Annotated in this window: 13 protein-coding genes, 1 tRNA gene and 1 rRNA gene; 3 read left to right on the top strand and 12 right to left on the bottom strand. The window is 71.0% G+C overall.

Going from position 1 to position 26,059, the window contains the following annotated elements:
• Positions 1 to 219: 219 nt before the first annotated feature.
• Both AB0J21_RS14565 and AB0J21_RS14560 read left to right on the top strand, forming a co-directional pair.
• Entirely contained in the window at positions 220 to 4,872 is a 4,653-nt protein-coding gene (locus AB0J21_RS14565; protein WP_363146276.1) for an ATP-dependent helicase, read from the top strand.
• A gap of 165 nt (positions 4,873 to 5,037) precedes the next feature.
• Positions 5,038 to 5,829, top strand: a complete 792-nt coding sequence (locus AB0J21_RS14560; RefSeq protein WP_363146274.1) for a DNA-formamidopyrimidine glycosylase family protein — start codon at positions 5,038 to 5,040, stop codon at positions 5,827 to 5,829.
• Positions 5,830 to 6,292: 463 nt separating this feature from the next.
• On the opposite strand, the gene AB0J21_RS14555 is transcribed toward AB0J21_RS14560, so the two are convergent.
• The 9 genes from AB0J21_RS14555 to AB0J21_RS14515 form a co-directional block, all read right to left on the bottom strand.
• Positions 6,293 to 6,766, bottom strand: a complete 474-nt coding sequence (locus AB0J21_RS14555) for a DNA starvation/stationary phase protection protein (RefSeq protein ID WP_363146273.1) — start codon at positions 6,764 to 6,766, stop codon at positions 6,293 to 6,295.
• A gap of 275 nt (positions 6,767 to 7,041) precedes the next feature.
• Complete coding sequence (locus AB0J21_RS14550; protein WP_363146272.1) at positions 7,042 to 7,416, bottom strand: helix-turn-helix transcriptional regulator; 375 nt, start codon at positions 7,414 to 7,416, stop codon at positions 7,042 to 7,044.
• A gap of 109 nt (positions 7,417 to 7,525) precedes the next feature.
• Entirely contained in the window at positions 7,526 to 8,074 is a 549-nt protein-coding gene (locus AB0J21_RS14545) for a CinA family protein (protein ID WP_363146717.1), read from the bottom strand.
• Between the two features lie 50 nt (positions 8,075 to 8,124).
• Complete coding sequence (gene pgsA / locus AB0J21_RS14540) at positions 8,125 to 9,156, bottom strand: CDP-diacylglycerol--glycerol-3-phosphate 3-phosphatidyltransferase (RefSeq protein ID WP_363146271.1); 1,032 nt, start codon at positions 9,154 to 9,156, stop codon at positions 8,125 to 8,127.
• Positions 9,153 to 10,682 carry a 30S ribosomal protein S12 methylthiotransferase RimO gene (rimO, locus tag AB0J21_RS14535; protein ID WP_363146270.1) on the bottom strand — a complete coding sequence of 510 codons (1,530 nt, stop codon included), beginning with the start codon at positions 10,680 to 10,682 and terminating at the stop codon, positions 9,153 to 9,155. Before rimO ends, pgsA begins: the two co-directional genes overlap by 4 nt.
• Before the next feature lie 57 nt (positions 10,683 to 10,739).
• Positions 10,740 to 11,546: a helix-turn-helix domain-containing protein gene (locus tag AB0J21_RS14530; RefSeq protein ID WP_363146716.1), complete on the bottom strand. Its 807-nt coding sequence runs from the start codon at positions 11,544 to 11,546 to the stop codon at positions 10,740 to 10,742.
• Positions 11,547 to 11,816: 270 nt separating this feature from the next.
• On the bottom strand, positions 11,817 to 14,636 hold the full coding sequence (locus tag AB0J21_RS14525; protein ID WP_363146269.1) for a DNA translocase FtsK: 2,820 nt from the start codon (positions 14,634 to 14,636) through the stop codon (positions 11,817 to 11,819).
• Positions 14,637 to 15,062: 426 nt separating this feature from the next.
• Complete coding sequence (locus AB0J21_RS14520; protein WP_363146268.1) at positions 15,063 to 15,752, bottom strand: response regulator; 690 nt, start codon at positions 15,750 to 15,752, stop codon at positions 15,063 to 15,065.
• Between the two features lie 647 nt (positions 15,753 to 16,399).
• Positions 16,400 to 21,796 carry a HAMP domain-containing protein gene (locus AB0J21_RS14515; protein ID WP_363146267.1) on the bottom strand — a complete coding sequence of 1,799 codons (5,397 nt, stop codon included), beginning with the start codon at positions 21,794 to 21,796 and terminating at the stop codon, positions 16,400 to 16,402.
• Between the two features lie 509 nt (positions 21,797 to 22,305).
• On the opposite strand from AB0J21_RS14515, the gene AB0J21_RS14510 reads away from it, so the two are divergent.
• Positions 22,306 to 24,930 carry a SpoIIE family protein phosphatase gene (locus AB0J21_RS14510; RefSeq protein ID WP_363146715.1) on the top strand — a complete coding sequence of 875 codons (2,625 nt, stop codon included), beginning with the start codon at positions 22,306 to 22,308 and terminating at the stop codon, positions 24,928 to 24,930.
• 93 nt (positions 24,931 to 25,023) lie between these two features.
• On the opposite strand, the gene AB0J21_RS14505 is transcribed toward AB0J21_RS14510, so the two are convergent.
• The 3 genes from AB0J21_RS14505 to rrf all read right to left on the bottom strand — a co-directional run.
• Positions 25,024 to 25,096, bottom strand: a tRNA-Thr gene (locus AB0J21_RS14505).
• Positions 25,097 to 25,189: 93 nt separating this feature from the next.
• A complete protein-coding gene (locus tag AB0J21_RS14500; RefSeq protein ID WP_363146266.1) occupies positions 25,190 to 25,870 on the bottom strand; it encodes a DegT/DnrJ/EryC1/StrS family aminotransferase in 681 nt (226 codons plus the stop codon).
• 98 nt (positions 25,871 to 25,968) lie between these two features.
• Positions 25,969 to 26,059 (bottom strand): 5S ribosomal RNA (gene rrf / locus AB0J21_RS14495); the annotation flags it as partial.

The raw sequence follows: 26,059 nt of genomic DNA, 5'->3' as shown, positions 1-26,059 counted from the left end.
CCACTCGCCACTCGCCACTCGCCACTCGCGGCGCGTACGCCCCGTAGGCCACGTCTCATGCACCGCTGCCTCTGCCGCCCCGCCCCCCCTTCAGTCCCCTCCTCCCCGGCCCTCGCAGACGCACCGCGCCCCGTCCTCGCCCGGAGGCGACCTCTGCCCCCAAGACAATCCGGGGAGCGGAAACCGGCCGTTGTCAGTGCCGAGGTGCACGATGGGGACATGGTCAGCAGCTCTGCCCTGGACGGCTTCTCCTCCGCGACCCGAGGTTGGTTCACGGGGGCCTTCTCCGCGCCCACCGCGGCACAGGAGGGCGCCTGGCGTGCCATCCAGGAGGACTCGGACGTCCTGGTCGTGGCGCCGACCGGTTCGGGCAAGACGCTGGCCGCCTTCCTCGCCGCACTCGACGGTCTGGCCTCCTCGCCGCCTCCGGCCGAGGCCGAGAAGCGCTGCCGGGTGCTGTACGTGTCGCCGCTCAAGGCCCTCGCGGTCGACGTCGAACGCAACCTGCGCAGTCCGCTCACCGGCATTCGCCAGGAGTCGGTGCGACGCGGCTTGCCGGAACCGGAGATCAAGGTCGGCATCCGCTCCGGGGACACCCCCGCCGCGGAGCGACGCTCACTGGTCGCCCGGCCCCCCGACATCCTCATCACGACTCCCGAGTCGCTGTTCCTGATGCTGACCTCGGCCGCCCGGGAGGCACTGGCCGGGGTGGAGACGGTGATTCTGGACGAGGTGCACGCGGTCGCCGGAACCAAGCGCGGAGCGCACCTGGCGCTGTCCTTGGAGCGGCTGGACGAACTCCTGCCCCGTCCGGCCCGCCGCATCGGCCTGTCGGCGACGGTGCGGCCGGTGGACGAGGTCGCGCGCTTCCTGTCGCCGCGCGGCAAGGCGCAGGTCGTGCAGCCCGAGTCGGGCAAGGAGTTCGACCTGTCGGTCGTTGTTCCGGTGCCCGACCTCGGTGAGCTGGGCGGCTCCCCGGTGACCGACGGGGACGGCGCCGCCCAGGACAAGCCCTCCGTGTGGCCGCAGGTCGAGGAGCGGATCACCGATCTCGTCCAGTCCCACCGCTCGACGATCGTCTTCGCGAACTCGCGGCGGCTGGCCGAGCGGCTGTGCAACCGGCTCAACGAGATCGCGTACGAGCGGGCGACCGGGGAGGAGCTTCCCGAGGACCACGCCGCGGCCGAGCTGATGGGCGGGGCGGGGCCGGCCAAGGGCGCGCCGCCCGTGCTGGCCCGTGCCCACCACGGTTCGGTGTCGAAGGAGCAGCGCGCGCAGGTCGAGGAGGACCTGAAGGCGGGGCGGCTGCCCGCCGTCGTGGCGACGTCCAGTCTGGAGCTGGGGATCGACATGGGCGCGGTCGACCTCGTCATCCAGGTCGAGTCCCCGCCGTCCGTCGCGTCCGGTCTCCAGCGGGTCGGCCGGGCCGGACACCAGGTCGGCGCGGTGTCCACCGGCGTGGTCTTCCCGAAGTACCGTGGCGACCTGGTCCAGGCCGCCGTGGTCACGGAGCGCATGCGCTCGGGGCGGATCGAGGCGCTTCGGGTGCCGGCGAATCCGCTCGACGTACTCGCCCAGCAGCTCGTCGCCATGACGTCGATGGACACGTGGCAGTTCGACGAGCTGCTGACCCTCGTGCGGCGGGCCGCCCCGTTCGCCTCGTTGCCCGAGTCGGCGTTCACCGCGGTACTGGACATGCTGGCGGGCCGCTACCCCTCGGACGCCTTCGCGGAGCTGCGGCCCCGAGTGGTGTGGGACCGCGTGGCGGGGACGATCACGGGGCGACCCGGGGCGCAGCGTCTGGCGGTCACGTCGGGCGGCACGATCCCGGACCGTGGCCTGTTCGGGGTGTTCCTCGCGGGTGCCGATCCCAAGAAGGGCGGCGGCCGGGTCGGTGAGCTGGACGAGGAGATGGTCTACGAGTCACGGGTGGGCGACGTCTTCACCCTGGGCACGAGTTCCTGGCGGATCGAGGACATCACCCGGGACCGGGTCCTGGTCTCCCCCGCCCCCGGCGTACCGGGGCGGCTGCCTTTCTGGAAGGGCGACCAGTTGGGCCGCCCCCTGGAACTGGGGCGGGCGCTCGGTGCGTTCCTGCGGGAGGTCGGCTCCCTGCCGGAGGACGACGCGCGGCTGCGGCTTTCCTCCGCCGGCCTGGACGCCTGGGCCACCGACAATCTTCTGACGTACCTGGACGAGCAGCGCCGTGCCTGCGGCCACGTTCCCGACGACCGGACCATCGTGGTGGAGCGCTTCCGCGACGAACTGGGCGACTGGCGTGTCGTGATCCACTCGCCGTTCGGGGCGCAGGTGCACGCCCCGTGGGCCCTGGCGCTCGGCGCGCGGCTGACGGAGCGGTACGGCATGGACGCCCAGGTCATGCACGCGGACGACGGGATCGTGCTGCGGCTGCCCGACGCGGACCTCATGGGCCTGGACCTCCTCGACATGGACGCGCCACCGAAGGACCGGGGCACCGAGTACGACAGTGAGCAGGCCCCGGTCGGGGCAGCCGACACGGTCTTCGAGGCGGGGGAGATCGAGCGCGTCGTCACCGACGAGGTCGGCGGTTCCGCGCTCTTCGCCTCACGCTTCCGGGAGTGCGCGGCCCGTGCCCTGCTGCTCCCGCGCCGCAGTCCGGGCAAGCGCACCCCGCTGTGGCAGCAGCGCCAGCGCGCGGCGCAGTTGCTCCAGGTGGCGAGCGAGTTCGGCTCCTTCCCGATCGTCCTCGAGGCGGTCCGCGAGTGTCTGCAGGACGTGTTCGACGTACCCGGTCTCCAGGAGTTGATGGGAGACATCGGGTCGCGCAAGGTGCGGCTCGTGGAGGTCACCACGCCGGAGGCGTCTCCCTTCGCGCGCTCCCTCCTGTTCGGCTACGTCGCGCAGTTCCTGTACGAGGGGGACTCACCGCTGGCGGAGCGGCGGGCCGCCGCTCTCTCGCTCGACTCGCGGCTCCTGGCCGAGTTGCTGGGCCGCGCGGAGCTGCGGGAACTGCTCGATCCCGAAGTCCTCACCGAGCTGGAACGCGAAGTGCGGTGGCTCACCGAGGACCGCCGCATCAAGGATGTCGAGGGCGTCGCGGACCGGCTGCGTCTCCTCGGTCCGCTGACCGGCCCGGAACTCGAAGAACGGGGCGCGCAGCCCGAGTGGGCGCGAGAACTGGAGTCCGCGCGCCGTGCCGTACGGGTACGTATCGCCGGCGTCGAGCACTGGGCGGCCGTGGAGGACTCCGGGCGGCTGCGCGACGCTCTGGGCACCGCTCTGCCGGTGGGCGTGCCCGAGGCGTTCACCGAGCCGGTCAAGGACCCCCTGGGCGATCTCCTCGCGCGCTACGCCCGCACCCACGGCCCGTTCACGACGCAGTCGGCGGCGGCGCGCTTCGGCCTGGGTACGGCGGTGACGGAGGGCGCGCTGCAGAGACTGGGTGCGAGCGGCCGCGTCGTGCAGGGGGAGTTCCATCCGGCGGGCCGGGGCCAGGAGTGGTGCGACGCCACGGTGCTGCGCAGACTGCGGCGTCGTTCGCTGGCCGCTCTGCGCGAGGAGCTGGAACCGGTCCCTCCGGCGGCGTTCGCCGCTTTCCTGCCGCAGTGGCAGCACCTGGACGGGCACGGTCTGCGCGGCGTCGACGGGTTGCTGCGCGCCGTCGAACAGCTCCAGGGGGCCTCCGTGCCGGCCTCCGCGCTGGAACGTCTCGTCCTGCCGTCCCGGATGACCGGGTACTCACCGGCCGTGCTGGACGAGCTGACGTCGGCCGGCGAGGTCCTGTGGGCGGGCGCGGGAGCGCTGCCCGGCAAGGACGGCTGGATCAGCCTCTATCCGGCCGACTCCGCCCCCTTGCTGCTCCCGGCACCGCATCCGCTGGAGCTGTCGCCGCTGCACCAGTCGATCCTGACGGCGCTGTCCGGCGGTTACGGCCTGTTCTTCCGGCAGATCGCCGAGCAGGTGCGCGCCACGACGCATCCGGAGGCCGCCGACCCCCAGCTCGCCGACGCCCTGTGGGACCTCGCGTGGTCGGGGCGGCTCACCAACGACACGCTGGCGCCCCTGCGGGCGCTGCTCGGGTCCGGTCGCACGGCGGGCTCCACGGCGCACCGTGCGCGGCGCACCGTGCCACGGGGCAGATACGGCTCCCTGACGGCGGCGGCGCGCACCGCCTCCCGGTCCGGGCCTCCGACGGTCGCGGGCCGCTGGTCCCTGCTGCCGCACCAGGAGGCGGACGAGACCGTGCGGGCACACGCCCTGGCACGCACTCTCCTCGACCGCTACGGGGTGGTCACCCGCGGCGCGGTGTCCGCAGAGGGCGTGGAAGGCGGATTCTCCGCCGTGTACCGCGTCCTGTCGGCCTTCGAGGACAACGGCCAGGCGCGCAGGGGCTACGTCGTCGAGGGGCTCGGCGCGGCCCAGTTCGCCATGGACGGGGCGGTGGACCGGCTCCGTGCGACGGCGAACGCGGCGGAGCGCGCGGAGGGTGAGTCCTCCCCCCGCGCGGTGGTCCTCGCGGCGGCCGACCCGGCCAACGCGTACGGCGCCGCGCTCCCGTGGCCGGAGCCGCCCGCCGGGTCGCAGCACAAGGCGGGGCGCAAGGCCGGCTCGCTGGTCGTCCTCGTGGACGGGACACTGGTGCTCTACATGGAGCGTGGTGGCAAGACGCTGCTGGTGTGGCCGACCCGCCCGGAGGACGAGCTGAGTCCGGACGATGAGCGGATCGCCGCCGCCACCGGGGCCCTGGCGAACGCGGCTACTGCCGGGGCCCTGGGCACCGTCACCGTCGAGCGCGTCAACGGCGGCTCCGCGCTCACGTCCCCGCTGGGCCCGCTGCTGGAGACTGCGGGCTTCCACGCCACGCCGAAGGGGCTACGTCTGCGCCCCTGACCCTGAGAACCGACCGGGCGGTCCGCCCCCCGTCTCCCTCACGTCCGTCCGCCACGTTCACCGCGGCTATCGCACCCACCCCCGCCCATCTCGCCCATCATTCAGTCACACCGCCGGGAGCACGGATACTCCACCGCCCCGGCCACGGCACCATGAGGAGGCCCCGTGCCCGAGGGCGACACGGTCTATCACGCCGCGCACCGCCTCGACGACGTGCTCGCCGGACGTCGGCTCACCGTGGCCGACCTGCGGGTGCCGAGGTTCGCGACGGCCGACCTCACCGGCCGCGAGATCCTGAACGTCACGCCTCGTGGCAAACATCTGATGACGAGGATCGCGGGAGGTCTGACCCTCCACTCCCATCTGCGGATGGACGGGGCCTGGCGGGTGTACCGCACGGGGGAGCGCTGGCGGGGTGGCCCCGGCCACCAGATCCGGGCGGTGCTCGGTACGACGGACCACACGGCGGTCGGGTACCGGCTTCCGGTCCTGGAGCTGCTGCGGTCCAGTGAAGAGGACCGCGTAGTCGGCCACCTGGGCCCCGATCTCCTGGGCCCCGACTGGGACGATGCCACCGCCCTGCGACGTCTGCTCGCGGACCCCGCCCGCCCCCTCGGGGAGGCGCTCCTCGACCAGCGCGTTATGGCGGGCGTCGGCAATGTCTACAAGAGCGAGATCTGCTTTCTCCTGCGCGTCACCCCCTGGACGGCCGTCGGCGAGACGCCGGACCCGGAACGGGTCACGCTGCTCGCGCACCGTCTGCTGAACGCCAACCGTGACCGGTTCCGCCGCAACACGACGGGCCGTCGCGACCATGATCTGTACGTCTACGGCCGCGCGCCCCGCCCGTGCCTGCGGTGCGGTACGTCCGTCCGGGTGGCCGACCAGGGCGACAGCACCAGGGCGCGGCCCACCTACTGGTGCCCCCGGTGCCAGAGCGGCCCCACACCCGCCTGACGCGTAGGCGACGCGGCAGCCAGTTGCCGCAACGGCGACCACACAGCAGCCGCACGCCGCCTCCGCTGCGTCCACCCACCGTGCCAGGACATCTCGGCGTACCAGGACGTCTCGGCGTACCAGGACGTCTCGGCGTGCCCAGACGTCTCGGCTAAGGCTCCCGCCCCGGAAAAGACCGCCCCGTCGCATATGCGCCGTGGCCACGGGCCCAGCGCAGGCAGCGCACCGGCAGGAGGCTGCTCACAGCCCCGTCCCCAGGCGAGAACCGAGTCCGCCGACGTCCTTCCGCCGGACGGAGCGAACGCGGGCCGCGGGCGCTTCACCACCAGAGCCCAGGGGCGCTTCACCACCACCATCACCCGCCACCAGAGCCGTCCCGGACACAACGGTGCCCCCATACCTTCGCGGGCATGAGGGCAGAGTCGTCAGGCGGCGGGGGCCCGAACGGGCGGCGCGGGAGCCGTCACTCGTTGTTCGAGGCCTGGAACATCCAGTGGTGCTTCTCCAGGTCGGCCGTGATGGCGATGAGCAGGTCCTGCGTGACCGGGTCCGGGGTCTCGGTCGCGGAGACTCGCTCGCGCAGCCGCCCGATCGCCGCGGCGAGCGCGTCCACCATGGAGCCCACCGCGTCGTTGTCCTTGATCCAGCCGTCGTTCAGCTTGCCGATTCCGCTGGACTGGGCCACTGTCCCGGCGCGGCCGTCCGGCGAGACTCCCAGCGTCGAGAGGCGCTCCGCCACCGTGTCCATGTGGGTACGGGCGGAATCCACGACCTCGTCCAGCTGGAGGTGCACCGACCGGAACCGCGGGCCGATCACGTTCCAGTGGATCTGCTTGGCCACCAGGGAAAGGTCAACCAAGTCCACCAGAGTGCCCTGCAGAGCGTCGGAAACGATCTTGAGGTCAGCTTCAGCCAAGGGGCTCTTCACCACGTACATCCGAATTCCTCCATCTCACTCATGACTCAGGTGCCCCCGATCCACTCTTCCAACCATGACATATGCGAGTGAATCGGGTCACACAGGCTTTCGTCGCATCGACTCCTCCGCCCGTGCGAGGCAGGCACGACCCCTGCACGGCCGCTCCTCCCGAGCAAAACTGCCGGAGCGGAACGCCGGCGCCCGTCCGCCCCCGCGACGCGGGTCGGCGCGCGGGCACGGAAACACCTGAGCCCCCTCCGGGTACCCGGAGGGGGCTCAGGCATACGTACTGGTCAAGCAGCGACGACGTCGACTGCCTCGGCAGGTGCCTTGATGGTGACCCGTTCGGGCGGGACACCGGTGACAGAGACCGAATTGAGCACGGGGCGCCGGACCGGTGCGGGCACCGGGTCCGCGGCCGCCGACACCGCCAGTTCCGCAAGGGCCAGTTCGTCGCTGACTTCATGCATCAGCTCGGACATCCGTACGTCTAGCGCGTCGCAGATAGCGGAGAGCAGTTCGGATGATGCCTCCTTCTGCCCCCGCTCCACCTCGGAGAGATAGCCGAGCGAGACCCGGGCGGACGAGGAGACTTCGCGCAGAGTACGGCCCTGGCGCTGGCGCTGCCGACGCAGCACGTCACCCAGCAGGCGACGGAGCAGAATCATCGGTGGCTCCCTCCTCGGACCGCGTAGCCGCATCCTTCTCGCCCCACCGTACCGCCTGGGGCCGTGGCCGTGCGGGGAGCGAAGACGTGTTCACTCAGGGCTGCAAACATCAAGTCCCCCCGTTTTGTTCCGTATCCTGTGCGCGCGCGTTTCTGATCAGTTCTTCGCGGAGCAGTGCGAGGGCGCTCCGCACGCTCTCTTTACGGATTTCCTCACGGCCACCGTTCAACCTCAGTGCGAGGGTTCTCTCCGCACCGCGACCGGACAAACCCCCGCCCGGAAGATCGGCCGGATCGGAACCGGGACGCACCGGGGCGGCGGGCCCGGCGACCGCGACGAAGACCGTACCGACAGCCTTACCGTCCTGGGGCTCGGGGCCGGCCACTCCGGTCGTGGCGAGTCCCCAGTCCGCCCCGAGAATGCGACGCACGCCTTCGGCCATCTGCGCGGCGACCTCCGCGTCCACCGCCCCGTTGCGCTCCAGGAGCGCCGCGTCGACCCCGAGGACCCGGTGCTTGAGATCTGTGGCGTACGCCGTGACCGAGCCCCGGAAGGCACGCGAGGCGCCGGAGACGGCGGTGATCTCGGCGGCGACGAGTCCACCGGTCAGCGATTCGGCGACGGCCAGCGTCCGGCCGGTGGCACGCAGCAGGCGCAGTGCCTCCTCCGCCTGGGCCCCGGGCTCGTTCGGCCGGTCGGTACCGGACGTCACGTTCCGCGCTCCTGCTCCGTCACAGGGCGCTCGACCTCACCCCGTCCGCCGGCCCGCGCCGCGGAGGAACGTTTCGCACGCGCCCCGTCCGCACCGGGACCCGCCGCCCCGTCCGCACCGTCGCCGTATCGCCCCACCGCCCCGTCGCCCCCGGAACCCGGCGCGCTGCCGGCCCCGCAGGAGTCCTGAGACATCTGCGCCCCGTCCCCGCCGACGCGATCCTGCCGTGCGGAGGCCGGCTGCCCGGCCGCGGCGGCCGGCTCCTGCGTCCCCGTTCGTCCCGTGCCGGTGTCGACCGACTGCGGCGCGGTGCCCCGTACGGCGGCCTGCACCCGGTCGCCGGGCTCCAGGTGCTCCGCCCCGTCCAGGACGACGGCGCGGCGCGCGGCGATGCCCTGACGCCGCAGGACGACGGCCTGCTTGATGTAGTCGAGCCCGGTCACGACGGTGAGCGCCACCGCCGCCGCCATGACCCAGAACCGCAGCGAGGCGAGCGGCCCCGTCAGCGCCAGGACGTACATGCCGACCGCGACCCCCTGGGTGAGGGTCTTGAGCTTGCCGCCCCGGCTCGCCGGGATCACGCCGTAGCGGATCACCACGAAGCGCAGCAGGGTGATGCCCAGCTCCCGGCCGAGGATGACGCCCGTGACCCACCAGGGCAGGTCGCCGAGGACCGAGAGGCAGACGAGGGCGGCGCCCATGATCGCCTTGTCGGCGATCGGGTCGGCGATCTTCCCGAAGTCGGTGACCAGGTCGTAGGCGCGCGCGAGGTGACCGTCGAAGAGGTCGGTGATCATCGCGACGGAGAAAGCCGCCCACGCGAAGGAGCGCCAGGCCGGGTCGTAGCCCCCGTCCGCGAACATGAGGGCGACGAAGCCCGGCACCAGGACGAGGCGGATCATCGTGAGAATGTTCGCGATGTTCCAGATACGGGGCTTTCCGGGGGCCGATCCCTGCTCTCCCGCACGGGGCGGACGCGGGCCGGAGGCGCCGGTGCCGCTCGCCGCGGGTGCCGGGGCTCCCGTCATCTGCCTGCCTCCTCAAGACACTCCGCCACCAGGTCGACGCCTTCGGTGCCGACCACCTTGGCCACGACCATACGGCCGACGGCGAGCGCCGCACCGTCCGGGAACGAGGCGTCGCGGGTGAAGATGATCTGGCCGTCGGTCTCGGGAGCCTGGTGGGCGGCGCGGCCGGTGGCCGGTTCGTCGGCGGTGCCGGCCGATTCGACCAGCACCTCCAGGGTCTCGCCGATCCGCTCTTCCGCACGTTGGGCGGTCAGTTCCTCGGCGAGCCGGGAGATCCGGGCGAGGCGTTCGGCGACGACCTCCTCGTCCACCTTGGCGTCGTACGTCGCGGCCTCGGTGCCGTCCTCGTCCGAGTAGCCGAAGACGCCGATCGCGTCGAGCCGGGCATGCGTGAGGAAGCGCTCCAGCTCCGCGACGTCCTCCTCGGTCTCCCCGGGGAAGCCGACGATGAAGTTTGAGCGCACGCCCGCCTGCGGCGCCTTGGCGCGGATCTGCTCCAGCAGCCCGAGGAACCGGTCGGTGTCGCCGAAACGGCGCATGGCCCGCAGCACGGCCGGGGCGGAGTGCTGGAAGGACAGGTCGAAGTACGGGGCGACGTCCGGCGTCGACGTCAGGACGTCGATCAGCCCCGGGCGCATCTCCGCGGGCTGCAGGTAGCTCACCCGCACGCGGCGGATGCCGTCGAGCGCCGCGATCTCCGGGAGCAGCGTCTCCAGCAGCCGGATGTCGCCGAGGTCCTTGCCGTAGGAGGTGTTGTTCTCCGAGACCAGCATCACCTCGCTGACGCCCTGGTCGGCGAGCCAGCGCGCCTCGCCCAGGACGTCGGAGGGGCGGCGCGAGACGAAGGAGCCGCGGAAGGAGGGGATCGCGCAGAAGGAGCAGCGGCGGTCGCAGCCGGAGGCCAGCTTGACGGAGGCGACGGGGCTGCTGCCCAGTCTGCGGCGCAGCGGGGCGCGCGGCCCGGAGGCGGGCGCAAGGCCCTCCGGAAGATCGGCGGGGGCGCTCTCGGCGGCCTCCTCGTCACCGGCAGACGCCGAAGGCGCGGTCGGCTCGGCCACCTGGGCGTGGCCCGGCAGTGCGACGTCGGCGGCCTGACGCTGCGCCGGGCTGACCGGGAGCAGCTTGCGCCGGTCGCGCGGCGTGTGCGAGGCGTGGATGCCGCCGCTCAGGATGGTCTGGAGCCGGTCGGAGATGTCGGCGTAGTCGTCGAAGCCGAGGACTCCGTCCGCCTCGGGCAGCGCCTCGGCAAGCTCCTTGCCGTACCGCTCGGCCATGCAGCCGACGGCGACCACCGCCTGGGTCCGGCCGTGGTCCTTCAGGTCGTTGGCCTCAAGGAGGGCGTCGACGGAGTCCTTCTTGGCGGCTTCGACGAATCCACAGGTGTTGACCACGGCGACGTCCGCGTTCTCGGCGTTCTCGACGAGCTGCCAGCCGTCCGCCTCCAAGCGGCCTGCGAGCTCCTCCGAGTCCACCTCGTTACGGGCGCAGCCAAGAGTGACAAGGGCGACGGTGCGGCGTTCGGGCATGGGCTCAAGACTACTTCGTCCCTGCCCGCCACCTTCCGCCCAGGTGCGCGGGCCGTCTCAGCCTGCCTCGGGATCGCCCTTGGTGTACGAGAGCCGCTCGACCTGTCCGGCCCTGAAGCGGTCCTCGATCTCCTTGCCGTTGACGAAGAGCTGGACGGCTCCCGCGTCACCGAGGACGAGGTCGACCTGCTTCTTGTCGGTGAACGTCTTGTCCTGACCGCGCTCCAGCACGCCGTCGAAGAGGCTGCGCCCGCTGTGGTCCTTGACCGAGATCCAGGACCGGCCCTGCGGGGCGCTGATCTTCACGGTGACCTTGTCGGCGGGCGCCGCGGCGACGGCGCTCTCGGAGGAATCGGACTTGCCCGACGGAGTCGGCTTGCCGGTACTGGGGCCCGGGCTCGGTGTGCGCTCGCCCGGTGCTCCCCCGGCGAGGTGCTTTCCGCTCGCCTCCTGTTCCCCGCCGGTGAACAGTGTGAAGCCGACGAATCCGACCACGGCGACGATGGCCGCGACCATGGCCGCGGTCCAGTTCGGACGGCGCCGTTCGGGTCTGATGCGTTCGGCCTCGAACAGCGGGGCGGCGGGGGTGGGGGCTGGCGCCCCTCCGTGCTCCGCGTCGAACTGTTCGAGCAGCGGGGCGGGGTCGACTCCGGCCGCGCGCGCCAGGGCGCGGATGTGGCCCCGCGCGTAGACGGTGCCGCCGCAGCGCGAGAAGTCGTCCTGTTCGATCGCCTGGACGATGGGACTGCGCACCCGGGTCGAGGTACTGACGTCGTCGATGCTCAGCCCGGCCCGCGTACGGGCCTGCTGGAGAGTCCGGCCGATGGAGGGGCGTTCGTCTTCAGGGGAGTTGCCGATGGACACGAGGGTGCCTTTCGAGCGTGTAGCCACCTGCTGGAGGTTCAGTCTAGGGGGGCTGCGAAAGGGTCGGGCAACCTGGCGGACGAGGATTTACGCCATCGGAATGGCCTCTCGCCCACCTGGCGGCGACGCCGCGCACAGCGGAGTGCTTACGGGGGTCCGCGGGCGCCGCGGCGCTCCGCACACGACCCGTGTGCCTCCTTCTACCCCTCTTGACGTAAGAGAAAGAAAAAGGGTTGCTCCACTTCGGGGACCCGCCCGGCGCCGGTCCGGTCAGGACTGGTCCGGCTCGCCGCCCCGGATGATGTCCAGCACCCCGTCCAGCTCGTCCGGTTTCACGAGGACGTCGCGAGCCTTGGACCCCTCGCTGGGGCCGACGATGCTGCGGGACTCCATCAGGTCCATGAGCCGGCCGGCTTTGGCGAAGCCGACGCGCAGCTTGCGCTGGAGCATGGACGTGGAGCCGAACTGTGTCGAGACGACCAGTTCGACGGCCTGGCACAGCAGGTCGAGATCGTCGCCGATCTCCTCGTCGATCTCCTTCTTCTGCTTGGTGCCGACCACGACGTCGTCGCGGAAGACCGGCGTCATCTGCTCCTTGCAGTGCCGTACGACGGCGGAGATCTCCGCCTCGGTGACGAAGGCTCCCTGTATGCGGGTGGGCTTGTTGTCGCCCATGGGCAGGAACAGGCCGTCGCCCTTGCCGATCAGCTTCTCCGCCCCGGCCTGGTCGAGGATGACGCGGCTGTCGGCGAGCGAGGAGGTGGCGAAGGCGAGCCGGGAGGGCACGTTCGCCTTGATCAGCCCGGTCACGACGTCCACCGAGGGCCGCTGGGTGGCGAGCACGAGGTGGATACCGGCGGCCCGCGCGAGCTGGGTGATGCGCACGATGGCGTCCTCGACGTCGCGTGGGGCGACCATCATCAGGTCGGCCAGCTCGTCGACGATGACCAGGAGGTACGGGTACGGCTGGATGTCCCGTTCGCTGCCCTCCGGCGCGGTGACCTCTCCGGCGCGCACCGCCTTGTTGAAGTCGTCGATGTGGCGGTAGCCGTACGCGGCCAGGTCGTCGTAGCGCAGGTCCATCTCGCGGACCACCCACTGGAGCGCCTCGGCGGCCTTCTTCGGATTGGTGATGATGGGCGTGATGAGGTGCGGGATGCCCTCGTAGGCGGTCAGCTCGACGCGCTTGGGGTCGACCAGGACGAGCCGCACGTCCTCCGGCGTGGCCCGCATCATGATCGAGGTGATGAGGCAGTTGATGCACGAGGACTTGCCGGAACCGGTGGCTCCGGCGACCAGGACGTGCGGCATCTTGGCGAGGCTGTGCATCACGTAGCCGCCCTCGACGTCCTTGCCGAAGGCGACCAGCATCGGGTCGTCGTCCTCGGCGGCCTCCGCGAGGCGCAGGACGTCGCCGAGGTTGACCATCTCGCGGTCGGTGTTGGGGATCTCGATGCCCACGGCCGACTTGCCCGGGATGGGGCTGATGATGCGCACGTCGGGGCTGGCGACGGCGTAGGCGATGTTCTTGGTCAGCGCGGTGATGCGCTCGACCTTCACGGCGGGGCCGAGTTCCACCTCGTAGCGCGTGACCGTGGGCCCGCGCGTGAACCCGGTGACCCGGGCGTCCACCTTGAACTCGCTGAACACGGTCGTGAGCGAGGCGACCACCGCGTCGTTGGCCGCGCTGCGGGCCTTGCCGGGTCCGCCGCGCTCCAGGAGGTCGAGCCGCGGCAGGGAGTACGTGATGTCGCCGGCGAGCTGGAGCTGTTCGGCACGGGGCGGTAGTTCGCGCGGCTTCTCGGGCGCCTTCTTCGTCAGGTCGGGCACCCCGCCGGTCGCCGTGTCGCGCCGCACCCCGGGCGGCGGGCCCATCCGCGGCGCGGCCGTCTCCTCCTGCGCCCCCTCGCGGTCCGCGTCGGCCCCGTTCTCCGGTCGCGGCGTCGGCACCGGCGTCGTCGACTCGGCGCCCTGCCGCTTCGAGCCGACCCCTTGTGAGAGGTCGGCGACGAGGGAGGAGGGCGGCAGTCCGTGCAGTACGGCGCCGTCCAGGGCCGCGGCCGCGGCGGCGGCCACGTCCACGGGGTCGAGATCGCGGTCCTCGAAGGCGCGGGCGCCCTCGCGCCTTCGGGCGAGTGCCGCCTCCTCCGCGTCCACGTCGTACGGTGCCTGCCCGCGTCTCCGTGCGCCGGGACCGCGGCGTACGGGCCTGGCGGGCGCCTCGTCCTCGTCCAGGTCGCCGGGCAGGGGCGCGGCGTACTCCTCCGCGTCGTGCGGACGGAAGACACCGAGACGTACGCCGAGTTGCCGCAACCGCTCCGGAATGGCGTTGACCGGCGTCGCCGTGACCACGAGCAGGCCGAACACGGTGAGCAGGAGCAGCAGAGGTACGGCGAGCACCTCACCCATGGTGAAGATCAGCGGGCTCGCGGCACTCCAGCCGATGAGGCCGCCCGCGTCCTGCAAGGGCCCCATCCCGGCGCTGCGGCGCGGGGCGCCGCACGCGATGTGCACCTGTCCGAGCACCCCGACGGCGAGGGCTGACAGCCCGATCACGATGCGCCCGTTGGCCTCGGGCTGCTCGGGGTGCCGGATGAGCCGTACGGCGATGACCGCGAGCAGTATCGGCACCAGCAGGTCGAGCCGGCCGAAGGCGCCCGTCACGAGCATCTCGACGAGGTCGCCGACCGGGCCCTTCAGGTTCGACCAGGTACCGGCCGCCACGACGAGCGCGACGCCGAGCAGGAGCAGCGCGAGGCCGTCCTTGCGGTGGGCCGGATCGAGTCCCCTGGCCCCGCGCCCCACGCCGCGCAGTATGGCGCCGACGCTGTGCGCGACGCCGAGCCACACGGCGCGCACGAGCCGGTAGACGCCGGCCGTGGGGCTGGGAGCGGTTCTGGGCGGCGCCTTCTTCGCGGCCGCTTTTTTGGCGGGCGCCTTGGCGCCGGCCTTCTTCGGTGCCGGGCCCTTCTTGGCGGGCGGCTTCGCGGCGGCTTTCTTGACGGGAGCCTTCTTGGCCTGGCCCCCGGCGCGCGGTCGCGCGGGACCCGGTGTGCTCGGGGAACCCTTGCCGGACGTACGAGAGGCCATGGGCTTGAGGTTACCGGGGTTGGCCACGGAGGACACGCGTGACCATCGCTTCACCCGTTCGTGTCGGCCCTGCGGTCAAGCGAAATTGACGCGCCCTCATCGGCCACGGGAACCACACCCGCTCCGGCCGATTCCCCGTCAGCATCGAGGCAGATCCGGTACGCCGACGGTCCGCAAGCACCGCCTGCCGGCCGACCTCAGCCGCCCCCCGAACCCTCGCTTACGGAAGCCGCGAAGGCCGCGAGGCCTTTAAAGGCGGCGAAGCCCCTGAAGTCAGGAAAGGCACGTGGACCACCACCTGAGCGGCCGCCCCGTCCCAGCCGGGCGGCGCACCGTCAGGCGTTGCACGGGGCCGAACGGAGTCCACCGCCCAGCCCCTTGGTCCGGCGGGCGCGCCGTGCAACGGCCGGGCGGCGGTCCCGCCGCTCAGCCCTGGGCGGGAAGGGTGCTCGCCGCGGTACCGGCGCCGGTGCCGGGTTCCAGGGCGTCCAGCGCCCGCCGCAGCCCGGTGAGTTTCCGCTCCAGGTGTGCGGCGGTCGCCACGGCGGCGGCGTCGGCAGCGTCGTCGTCGAGTTGCTTGGACAGTGCCTCGGCCTGTTCCTCGACGGCCGCGAGCCGTGCGGACAGCTCCGCCACCACGCCCGTGGACTCCGAGCCCTTCTGGCCGTCGGGTCCGCTGTCGCCCTCCAACTGGAGCCGCAGGAGCGCCGCCTGCTCCTTCAGCTGGCAGTTCTTCATGTACAGCTCGACGAACACGGACACCTTCGCCCGCAGCACCCACGGGTCGAAGGGTTTCGAGATGTAGTCCACCGCGCCCGCCGCGTATCCGCGGAAGGTGTGGTGCGGTCCGTGATTGATCGCGGTCAGGAAGATGATCGGGATGTCACGGGTCCGCTCGCGCCGCTTGATGTGCGCGGCGGTCTCGAACCCGTCCATCCCCGGCATCTGCACATCCAGCAGGATGACCGCGAAATCGTCCGTCAACAGCGCTTTGAGCGCTTCCTCCCCTGACGATGCCCTGACCAGCGTCTGATCGAGCGCAGAGAGGATGGCCTCCAGCGCGAGCAGATTCTCCGGCCGGTCATCGACCAGGAGGATCTTGGCCTTCTGCACCATGGCCCGCCCTCCTCGCCCCGGCATTGCACGGGGCGCCGCCCCGGACGGGGGCCCTGTCTCGCCGCCCGTCCTTGTGCCGGTCATGGTAGCCGCACCCCACCTGTCGCCACACCCAGTCACCGCCATGTCACGGTGCACACAGCGGAAACGGAGGGGCAGAGCGGAAAGTTCCCCGAATCCCGCCCCGTACACCCCTGGCCGCCAGTGGGTGGAACCGCTTTCCCGACCGGACCGCCCCCGTCGACCAGCGGCCCCGTCCCCGTCGCCCCCGCAGGCGTCGCCCGGCGTACGACGGGGCGCGTCCGGGGGCGCACGGCAGCACGTCCCACGGCGCACCGCCGCCCGCTCCCCCTGCGCCACCACCGCACCGCAGACCCGCCCCGGCCCCTCCGCGGCCGCCCCGTCGCCCATCGCCCCGTCGCCCGCCGCACCCGCATCCGCCCCGTACTGGTTCGGCGGCAGCCCCGCCCTCGCCCCGTCACCGCCCCGCCCCCACCGCCCCGTCGAATATGCCAATGCAATATGCGCGTGCCCCTGGCGCCGGGCCGGAGCACGACGACAGGGGCACGACGACAGGGACACAGCCACAGAGACACGACGACGCGCCAACCGAAGCCGAAGGAGCACCGAGGGCTAAAACACCCGCATCACTTGTCGCCCCGCATCCACTCCTCCATCACCGAGAGCAGATGGTCGGGGTCGACCGGTTTGGTCACGTAGTCGGAGGCGCCCGACTCGATGGCCTTCTCCCGGTCGCCCTTCATCGCCTTGGCGGTCAGCGCGACGATCGGCAGCCCCGCGAACTGCGGCATCCGCCGGATCGCCGTGGTCGTGGCGTAGCCATCCATCTCGGGCATCATGATGTCCATCAGCACGACCCGGACGTCGTCGTGCTGTTCGAGCACCTCGATGCCCTCCCGGCCGTTCTCCGCGTACAGCACCGCCAGGCCGTTCTGCTCCAGCACACTGGTGAGGGCGAACACGTTGCGCACGTCGTCGTCGACGATCAGCACCTTCTCGTCGCGGAAGGAGAAGGTGCGCCGCTGCCGGGGCGCCTCCTGCTCCTGCCCTTCCGTGCCCCCGGGCTCCGTCCGCTCCCTCTGCGGGGCCGGCACGGTCTCGGTGCGCCGCTGGGCGGCCTGCTGGTCCTTGCGCCGCCGACGGAACAGTTCGGCCGGACCGTTGTGCGTGTCGCGCAGCGGCGTGGCGGTCGTCTCCAGGGGCGGCAGTTGCAGCGGCTGCTGCAGTTCGGCCAGCCCGTCCCCCGGCTCGATGCTCGGCGCCAGTTCGGCGTACTCCTGCGGCGGGACGTCGTGCGGGCGCACCGGCAGGTACAGCGTGAACGTCGACCCGCGCCCCGGCTCGCTCGCGGCGTGGATCTCCCCGCCGAGCAGCCGGGCGATCTCACGGCTGATGGACAGGCCCAGGCCCGTACCGCCGTACTTGCGGCTCGTCGTCCCGTCCGCCTGCTTGAACGCCTCGAAGATGACGCGCATCTTCCCGGCGGCGATCCCGATGCCGGTGTCAGTGACGGAGAAGGCGATCATCTCGCCGTCCGCCTCGCGCAGAGAGCCCACTTCCAGGAGCTGTTCGCGGATCGCGTCCGGGACGTCGGCACCGGCCGGCCGGATGACCAGCTCCACGGCGCCGCTGTCGGTGAACTTCACCGCGTTCGACAGGAGATTGCGCAGCACCTGGAGCAGCCGCTGCTCGTCGGTGTGCAGGGTCGCGGGCAGTTCGGGCGAGACCCGTACCGAGAAGTCCAGGCCCTTCTCCGCCGTCAGCGGGCGGAACGTCGCCTCCACGTAGTCGACGAGCTGGACCAGGGCGATCCTGGTCGGCGAGACGTCCATCTTGCCCGCCTCGACCTTGGACAGATCGAGGATGTCGTTGATGAGCTGGAGCAGGTCGGAACCCGCCCCGTGGATGGTCTCGGCGAACTCGACCTGCTTGGGCGACAGGTTGCTCTCCGCGTTGTCCGCGAGCAGCTTCGCGAGGATCAGCAGCGAGTTGAGCGGGGTGCGCAACTCGTGCGACATGTTCGCCAGGAACTCCGACTTGTAGCGCATCGAGACGGCGAGCTGCTCGGCCCTCTCCTCCAGGACCTGCCGCGCCTCCTCGATCTCGGTGTTCTTGACCTCGATGTCGCGGTTCTGCCGGGCCAGCAGGGCGGCCTTGTCCTCCAGTTCGGCGTTGGACTCCTGAAGTGCCTTCTGCCGCTGCTCCAGTTCGGCCGAGCGCTCCCGCAACTGCTCGGTCAGCTCCTGCGACTGGGCCAGCAGCACCTCGGTCTTGGTGTTCACGCTGATCGTGTTGACGCTCGTCGCGATCATCTCCGCGATCTGCCCGAGGAAGTCCTTCTGGATCTGCGTGAACTTCTGGAAGGAGGCGAGTTCGATCACGCCGAGGACCGTGTCCTCGAACAGCAGCGGCAGCACGATCACATGGGCCGGCCGCGCCTCCCCGAGTCCCGAGGAGATCTTGAGGTAGCCCTCGGGGACCTGCTCGACGAGGATCGTGCGTTTCTCCTTCGCCGCGGTGCCCACCAGGGTCTCCCCGGGTCGGAAGGAGGTCGGCATCGAGCCGCGCGTATAGCCGTACCCCCCCGTCATCCGCAGTTCGTACGCCTCCTGCGGCTCCAGCCCCTCCTCGGCCCCGTCCTCCAGCGGCTGGGCGAGGAAGAAGGCCCCGTGCTGCGCCGCGACGACCGGGGTCAGCTCGCTCATGATGAGCGAGGCGACGTCGGCGAGGTCACGGCGGCCCTGCATGAGACCGGAGATACGCGCGAGGTTGCCCTTGAGCCAGTCCTGCTCCTCGTTGGCGAGGGTGGTGTCGCGCAGGTTGACGATCATCGTGTTGATGTTGTCCTGGAGCGCGAGGATCTCGCCCGCCGCGTCCACGTCGACCTTGACGTTGAGGTCCCCCGCGGTGACCGCGGTGGCCACGGAGGACATCGCGCGTACCTGCCGGGTGAGGTTCTGTCCCATCTCGTTGACGGATTCGGTCAGTTCGCGCCAGGTGCCGTCCACGTCGCGCACCCGCGCCAGACCGCCCAGGATGCCGTCCGTGCCGACCTCGCGCGCGACCCGGGTGACCTGCTCGGCGAAGCTGGAGAGCTGGTCGACCATCGTGTTGATGGTCGTCTTGAGCTCCAGGATCTCGCCACGCGCGTCGATGTCGATCTTCTTGGTCAGATCGCCCTTGGCGATGGCGGTCGTGACCATCGCGATGTTGCGGACCTGGCCCGTCAGATTCGAGGCCATCGAGTTCACCGACTCGGTGAGGTCCTTCCAGGTCCCCGAGACGCCTGGCACCCGCGCCTGGCCCCCGAGGATGCCGTCAGTGCCCACCTCACGCGCCACCCGCGTCACCTGCTCGGCGAAGGCGGACAGCGTCGTGACCATGGTGTTGACGGTGTCCGCGAGTTGCGCGACCTCGCCGCGCGCCTCGACGGTGACCTTCTTGGTGAGGTCGCCGTTGGCGACGGCCGCCGAGACCTGCGAGATGTTGCGCACCTGCGAGGTCAGGTTGTTGGCCATCAGGTTGACGTTGTCGCTGAGGTCCTTCCAGATGCCCGTCACACCCGGCACCCGTGCCTGCCCGCCGAGGTTGCCCTCGGTGCCCACCTCACGCGCCACCCGCGTCACCTCGTCGGCGAACGCGGACAGCTGGTCCACCATCGTGTTGACGGTCGTGACGAGTTCGAGGATCTCGCCCTTCGCGTCGACCGTGATCTTCTTCGACAGGTCGCCACGCGCGACGGCCGTCGTGACCTCGGCGATGTTGCGCACCTGAAGCGTCAGGTTGTTGGCCATGCCGTTGACGGACTGCGTCAGGTCCTTCCAGGTGCCCGACACCCCCTGGACCTCGGCCTGACCGCCGAGCATCCCGTCGGTGCCGACCTCCTGGGCGACCCGGGTGACCTGCTCCGCGAAACTGGAGAGCTGGTCGACCATCGTGTTCAGGACGTCCTTCAGCTCCAGGATCTCGCCCCGGGCGTCCACGTCGATCTTCTGCGACAGGTCGCCCCGGGCGACCGCCGTGGCGACCTGAGCGATATTGCGCACCTGCGCCGTCAGGTTCCCGGCCATGCCGTTCACCGAGTCGGTCAGATCCCGCCACACCCCGGCGACACCCGGCACCTGGGCCTGTCCGCCGAGCCGTCCGTCGGTCCCGACCTCGCGCGCCACCCGGGTGACCTGGTCGGCGAAGGCCGAGAGCTGGTCGACCATCGTGTTGATGGTGTTCTTGAGCTCCAGGATCTCGCCGCGCGCGTCCACGTCGATCTTCTGCGACAGGTCACCGCGGGCGACCGCGGTCGTGACCTGGGCGATCTGCCGTACCTGCGAGGTCAGGTTGCCGGCCATGAAGTTGACCGAGTCGGTCAGCTCCCGCCAGGTACCGGAGACCCCGTCCACCTTCGCCTGACCGCCGAGGCGGCCCTCGGTCCCCACGTCGCGCGCCATCCGCGTCACCTGATCGGCGAACGAGGAGAGCTGGTCGACCATGGTGTTGACGGTGTTCTTCAGTTCGAGCATCTCGCCGGAGACGTCGACGGTGACCTTCTGCGAGAGGTCACCGTTGGCCACCGCCGTCGTCACCTGCGCGATGTTGCGCACCTGGCCGGTGAGGTTGCGGAAGGCGGTGTTCACGGAGTCCGTGAGGTCCTTCCACGTTCCCGCCGCCCCGGGCACGGCCGCCTGTCCGCCGAGTTCGCCCTCGACCCCGACCTCCCGGGCCACGCGCGTGACCTCGGAGCCGAAGGCCTGGAGCTGGTCCACCATCGTGTTGACGGTGTTCTTCAGTTCGAGCATCTCGCCCGCGACGTCCACCGTGACCTTCTGCGACAGGTCGCCACTGGCCACCGCCGTCGTCACGGTCGCGATGTCGCGCACCTGCGTCGTCAGGTTGCGGAACACGGTGTTGACCGAGTCCGTCAGGTCCTTCCAGGTGCCGGCCGCGCCCGGCACGTTGGCCTGACCGCCGAGTTGCCCCTCGAAGCCGACCTCGCGCGCCACCCGCGTGACCTCGTCCGCGAAGGTGCGCAGCGTCTCGGTCATCTGGTTGATCGTCTCGGCGAGCTGAGCGACCTCGCCGCGCGCGCTCACCTGGACCTTCTGCGACAGGTCACCGTTGGCCACCGCCGTCGTGACCGTCGCGATCCCGCGTACCTGGGCCGTGAGGTTGCCCGCCATGAGGTTCACGGAGTCCGTGAGGTCCTTCCAGACCCCCGCGACGCCGGGCACCTGGGCCTGGCCCCCCAGCTCGCCCTCGGTACCGACCTCCCGGGCGACCCGGGTGACCTCCGAGGAGAACGAGGACAGTTGGTCGACCATGGTGTTGACGGTGTTCTTCAGCTCCGCCATCTCACCGGCGACGTGCACCGTCACCTTGCGCGACAGGTCGCCCTTGGCGACCGCCGTCGTCACCAGCGCGATGTCCCTGACCTGCGCGGTCAGCCGGTACGCCATCGTGTTGACGGAGTCCGTGAGGTCCTTCCACGAACCCGACATGCCGCGCACCTTGGCCTGCCCGCCGAGCTTGCCCTCGGTACCGACCTCGCTGGCCACCCGCGTCACCTCGTCGGTGAACGTCGAGAGCATGTCGACCAGGTTGTTGACGGTCCGGCCGACCTTGAGGAACTCCCCGCGCAGCGGATACCAGGCCCCCTCAGGGGTCTGCGACCGCACCTCCATACGCTGTTCCAGATCCCCGTCGGACACCGCCGACAGCACCCGCCCGACTTCCGAGACGGGGCGTACGAGATCGTCGACCAGCGCGTTGGAGGCGGTGACGGCCGAGGCCCACGAGCCCTCCAGTACGCCGGTCTCCAGCCGTTCCGTGAGTTTTCCCTCACGTCCCACCACGCGCCGCACCCGCGAGAGTTCGCCGGTGAGATGCAGATTGCGGTCGGCGACCTCGTTGAAGACGGCCGCGATCTCCGCCATGACCCCGTCGCCGGAGACCGTGAGCCGTTTACGGAAGTTGCCGTCCCGCATCGACTCCAGGGCCCCCAGCAGCCGGTTCAGGGCCGCTGTGTCCACTTCGGTCGTACCACCGCCCCGGGACCTGTTCCGAGACGGCTGTCCGCCTTTCGCGCGCGTGCCGGTGCTTCGCGTCGCTGCGCCAGACTCCACCGTGTCCCTCCCGCGGGGATTCGACCTCGTGCCGGACATCACATACGGACACCCGACTGTCTTCTGACAGCCTGCCCAGTGTTTCACCCTGGCCGAACCAGTCAGAACAGTTCGGCAGCTTCGTACACGCTCCGCACCCCTCACGGGCACTCCATGACCCCCGCAAGGGCGGAATCACCCGCAACCGGCCTCCATGGGGTCCCCGAAGGTAAGTAACCTGGCCTACGGCTGTCCCACCGTCCAGGTCCGCCCGACCCGGGCGGTGGCACGAATCGAGCGGGCGGCAAAGGGGCGGCCGACATATGGGACTGCGTTTCGCCGGGGACACCTCCCCGGAATCCGGGCCCGGGAACCATCAGGACCGGCCGAACCCGCCCGTCGTGCCCCGGGCCGCCGAGACCGTGACAGGGAGTGCTGTGATCACCGCGCGGGCGTCCGCCATCTTCGAGCCCGTCGGACGTTCCGTCGCGACGGCCCGTTCCTTCGTCCGCGACACCCTCCAGGGCTGGGGCTTCTCGGACATCATCGACGACGCCACCGTGCTGACCAGTGAACTCGTCACCAACGCCGTCGTCCACGCCGGCACCGCCGCCGAAGTCCACTGCCTGCGCACGGAGTCCGGTGTCCGCATCGAGGTCGCCGACCAGTACCCCGAGCGCGAGGTGCCGCTCCAGCACGGCGAACCCACCTTCGGGAACCTGGAACGGGAGGGCGGTCGCGGCCTCCAGCTGTGCGGGGCGCTCGCCTCTCGCTGGGGCGTCGAGTACACCCCGAGGCAGAAGCAGGTCTGGTTCCAGCTCGACCTGCCCGACCGTGCCGTCGGCACCCGCAGCGCCGGCCCGCTGCTACCGGACGCGCTGCTTCCGCTGACCGACGGCCGGGTGCGGGTCGCCGTCGTCCAGATCGACGAGGGCGGCACCATCAGCGCGTGGAACGAGGACGCGGAGTCCGTTTTCGGCTACACCGCGTCCCAGGTCACGGGCAAGCTGCTCACCGACCTCGCGGCCTGGCCGCACACGCCGGGGACGAGCACCGGCGTCGCTGAGGCGCTGCGTCTGTCGCGCTGGGAGGGCAGCTACGGACTGCGCGCCGCCGACGGCCACGTCGTCCCCGTCTACGCCTCGCACCTGCGCGTACGGGACAGCGACGGGGCGGCGTCCACCGTCTGCCTCCTGGTCCGCGACGACGAGCGCGCCGTCCTGCAGACGCCGCTGCGCGGTCCCGGCCCCGAGCCGGGTTCCCTGGGCGGCGACGCGCCTCCCGCCGACGCCTTCGAGACTTTCATCGGCACCCCGGCTCCCGAGGACCTCGACGGTCTCCTGCAGCGCACCGTGGAACGTGCCAGGGACATGCTCGACGGGGACGCCGCCTTCCTGCTGCTGGCCACCGACGACGAGACGGAACTCGAAGTACGCGCTTCCACCGGGCTCCCCTCGGCGCGGCAGCGTTTCGCCCGTGTCCAGGTCGAGGCCGGCCCGGGCCGCTACGGTTCGGCCCGGATGCCCGCCGTGCACGAGGACCTCACCGACGTGCCGGGCGCCGTCCCGCTCCTCTCGGGCACGGGGATGCGTTCGGTGGTGACGGTGCCCCTGAAGGTCGAGGGCCGGCTGACCGGTTCGCTCGGCGTCGCCGCGGAGGCACCGGAGCGCTACTCGAACGAGGAGGCGCTGCGTCTCCAGTTCGCCGCGGACCGTATCGCGCTGGCCGTGGAGTCGGCGCGCCTGGGCGAGCTGGAGAAGCTGCGCCGCGGCTCCCTGTCCTTCCTCGTGGAGGCCTCGGACCTGTTGGCCGGGACGCTCGACCGGGACCAGACGCTCGCCCTGATGGCGCAGATGACGGTGCCGACCCTCGCGACCTGGTGCGCGGTCTACACGACCGGCGACCAGGCTTCCGACCCCTACCTCTCCTACGTGCTGCACGAGGACGAGGACCGCATCGACGGTCTCAAGGCCCTGCTGTCCCGCCTCGCTCCGCCGGAGCCGGTGACGACGCCGGGCGCACGCGCGTGGACCGCCCCGTCCGAGTCCGCGCACCAGGCGGCGCTGCGCACGTCCATGCGCAACCTGGGTCTCGGCGAGCCGACCGTGGTGGGCTCCGGTATCGGTACGACGCTGGCGACGGCCGCGGCGGTCGGCGGCGACACCGTCGTCCTGCCGCTCGTGGCCCGCAACCGTGTCATCGGCATGCTCGTCCTCGGCAAGCCCTCCGACGAGCACTTCCGCCAGGAGAACCTGGAGCTGGCCGAGGACCTCTCGCGTCGTGCCGCGCTCGCCCTGGACAACGCTCGCCTGTACTCGGAGCGCGTCTCCAACAGCCAGTCCCTGCAGCGCAGTCTGCTGCCCCCGGAGCTGCCGAAGGTGCCCGGTGTCGAGGTGGAGGTCATCTACCGCGCGGCCGGCGAGGGCAACGAGGTGGGCGGCGACTTCTACGACCTCTTCCCCATCCGCGAGGGCGTCTACGGCTTCGCCATCGGCGACGTGTGCGGTACGGGTCCGGAGGCGGCGGCCGTGACGGGACTGGCCCGGCACGCGCTGCGTCTGCTCGCCAGGGAGGGCTTCACGGGCCCGGCGGTCCTGGAACGCCTGAACGCGGCCATCCTCGACGAGGGCGCCCGCAGCCGCTTCCTGACCCTCCTGTACGGGGAGATGGTGCCGCAGGAGGACGGGAGCGCCGCCCTGAAGGTCGTGTGCGCGGGACACCCCCTGCCCTTGCGGCTGCGCCAGGACGGCACGGTGGAGCCGGCGGCGGACCCGCAGCCGCTGCTCGGGGTCATGGACGACCTGGAGTTGTACGAGCAGTCCGTGACGCTCGACCCGGGCGATGTCCTGCTGTGTGTGACGGACGGCGTCACGGAGCGGCGTGAGGGCACGCGCATGCTCGGGGACGACGGCCTCGCCGATGTCCTAAAGACGTGCACGGGGCTGACGGCGGGCGCCGTGGCGGCCCGCATCATGCGTGCCGTGGAGCGCTTCGCCGCGGACGCCCCGTCCGACGACATGGCAATCCTGTCGATGCGCCTCCCGGGCCCGCAGACCGACTGAGCCCCGGTGACCGCTCCCGGACCCATGCATGGGAAAGGCCCCCGCCGATACGGCGGGGGCCTTTCCCATGCATGACTCAACTGAATTTCGCTGAGCCCCAAAACGGAATCGAACCGTTGACCTTCTCCTTACCATGGAGACGCTCTGCCGACTGAGCTATTGGGGCCTGTCCTTCACGCGGTTTCCCGCGTTGCGACGAAAGAAATCATACCCCGAACTGAGGACCGCTCCGCACCATCAGCCGGCCTGTTCCGAACTCTCAGAGAACCGCGGCGTGCAGGATGCCGCCGAGCGCGTTGCACGCCGCTACGGTGCGCTGCAGTTCTCGTTTGGTCAGCCGCTCACCTATCGGCAGGGAGAGCGTCTCTTCCGCGGCCTGTTCGGTCGCCGGCAAGTGGACGTCACGGCGGAACCGGGGCAGCCGGTGCACGGGGGTCGGTACCGGCACTCTGCAGTCGATGCCCTTGCTGCGGGCGGCGCGGGCGAACGCGTCCCGGTCGGGCCGGCCGTTCCCTCGTACGCGGACGACGTACTGCTGGTAGGTGTGCCGTGCCCCGGCGTCCGGCGTGCCCACTCCCTTGAGCCGGCTGTCGAGGTACTTGGCGCACTGGAGGCGTTGGCGCTCCGCTTCGGACGGGGCCTCGCTCTCCTGATGTTGGAGCACGAGGAGCCCTCGGCGCGCGCCGAGTTCCGTCAGCGGGGCGAGCTGGGGTGTCCGCCCGAACCGGTGGACGACGACAACAGCGGCCGAATCGGGGGTCAGGACGGATTCGACGGACGCCGGGTCGAGACAGTACGTGGCGGGGTCGATGTCGGCGAACACAGGCCGGGCTCCGAGTTCGGCGACGGCCTGGGCCACTTCGACGTTTCCGAAAGCGGGGACGACCACTTCGTCGCCGACGCCGATTCCTGCGGCGCGCAGCATGAGTGCTGTCTTCATGCCTGCATGGTGGCCGGGCCGCGTGAACGGAAGATGACGCACAAAAGAAAAAGGGTGGTCCCCGAGCCGAAGCTCAGGGACCACCCTTTTGAATAATTGTTCGGCGGCGTCCTACTCTCCCACAGGGTCCCCCCTGCAGTACCATCGGCGCTACGAGGCTTAGCTTCCGGGTTCGGAATGTAACCGGGC

Source organism: Streptomyces sp. NPDC049954 (genome assembly GCF_040656295.1).
Taxonomy (GTDB): Bacteria; Actinomycetota; Actinomycetes; order Streptomycetales; family Streptomycetaceae; genus Streptomyces.
Note: the sequence above shows the minus strand (reverse complement) of the source record. Positions and strands in the feature narration are given on the sequence as shown.

Excerpts from the sequence above, each read along its gene's own strand:
- AB0J21_RS14550 (WP_363146272.1), bottom strand. The coding sequence starts at position 7,416 with ATGATTCTGCTCCGTCGCCTGCTGGGTGACGTGCTGCGTCGGCAGCGC.
- AB0J21_RS14555 (WP_363146273.1), bottom strand. The coding sequence starts at position 6,766 with ATGTACGTGGTGAAGAGCCCCTTGGCTGAAGCTGACCTCAAGATCGTT.
- AB0J21_RS14565 (WP_363146276.1), top strand. The coding sequence starts at position 220 with ATGGTCAGCAGCTCTGCCCTGGACGGCTTCTCCTCCGCGACCCGAGGT.
- AB0J21_RS14525 (WP_363146269.1), bottom strand. The coding sequence starts at position 14,636 with ATGGCCTCTCGTACGTCCGGCAAGGGTTCCCCGAGCACACCGGGTCCC.
- AB0J21_RS14520 (WP_363146268.1), bottom strand. The coding sequence starts at position 15,752 with ATGGTGCAGAAGGCCAAGATCCTCCTGGTCGATGACCGGCCGGAGAAT.
- pgsA (WP_363146271.1), bottom strand. The coding sequence starts at position 9,156 with ATGACGGGAGCCCCGGCACCCGCGGCGAGCGGCACCGGCGCCTCCGGC.
- rimO (WP_363146270.1), bottom strand. The coding sequence starts at position 10,682 with ATGCCCGAACGCCGCACCGTCGCCCTTGTCACTCTTGGCTGCGCCCGT.
- AB0J21_RS14500 (WP_363146266.1), bottom strand. The coding sequence starts at position 25,870 with ATGAAGACAGCACTCATGCTGCGCGCCGCAGGAATCGGCGTCGGCGAC.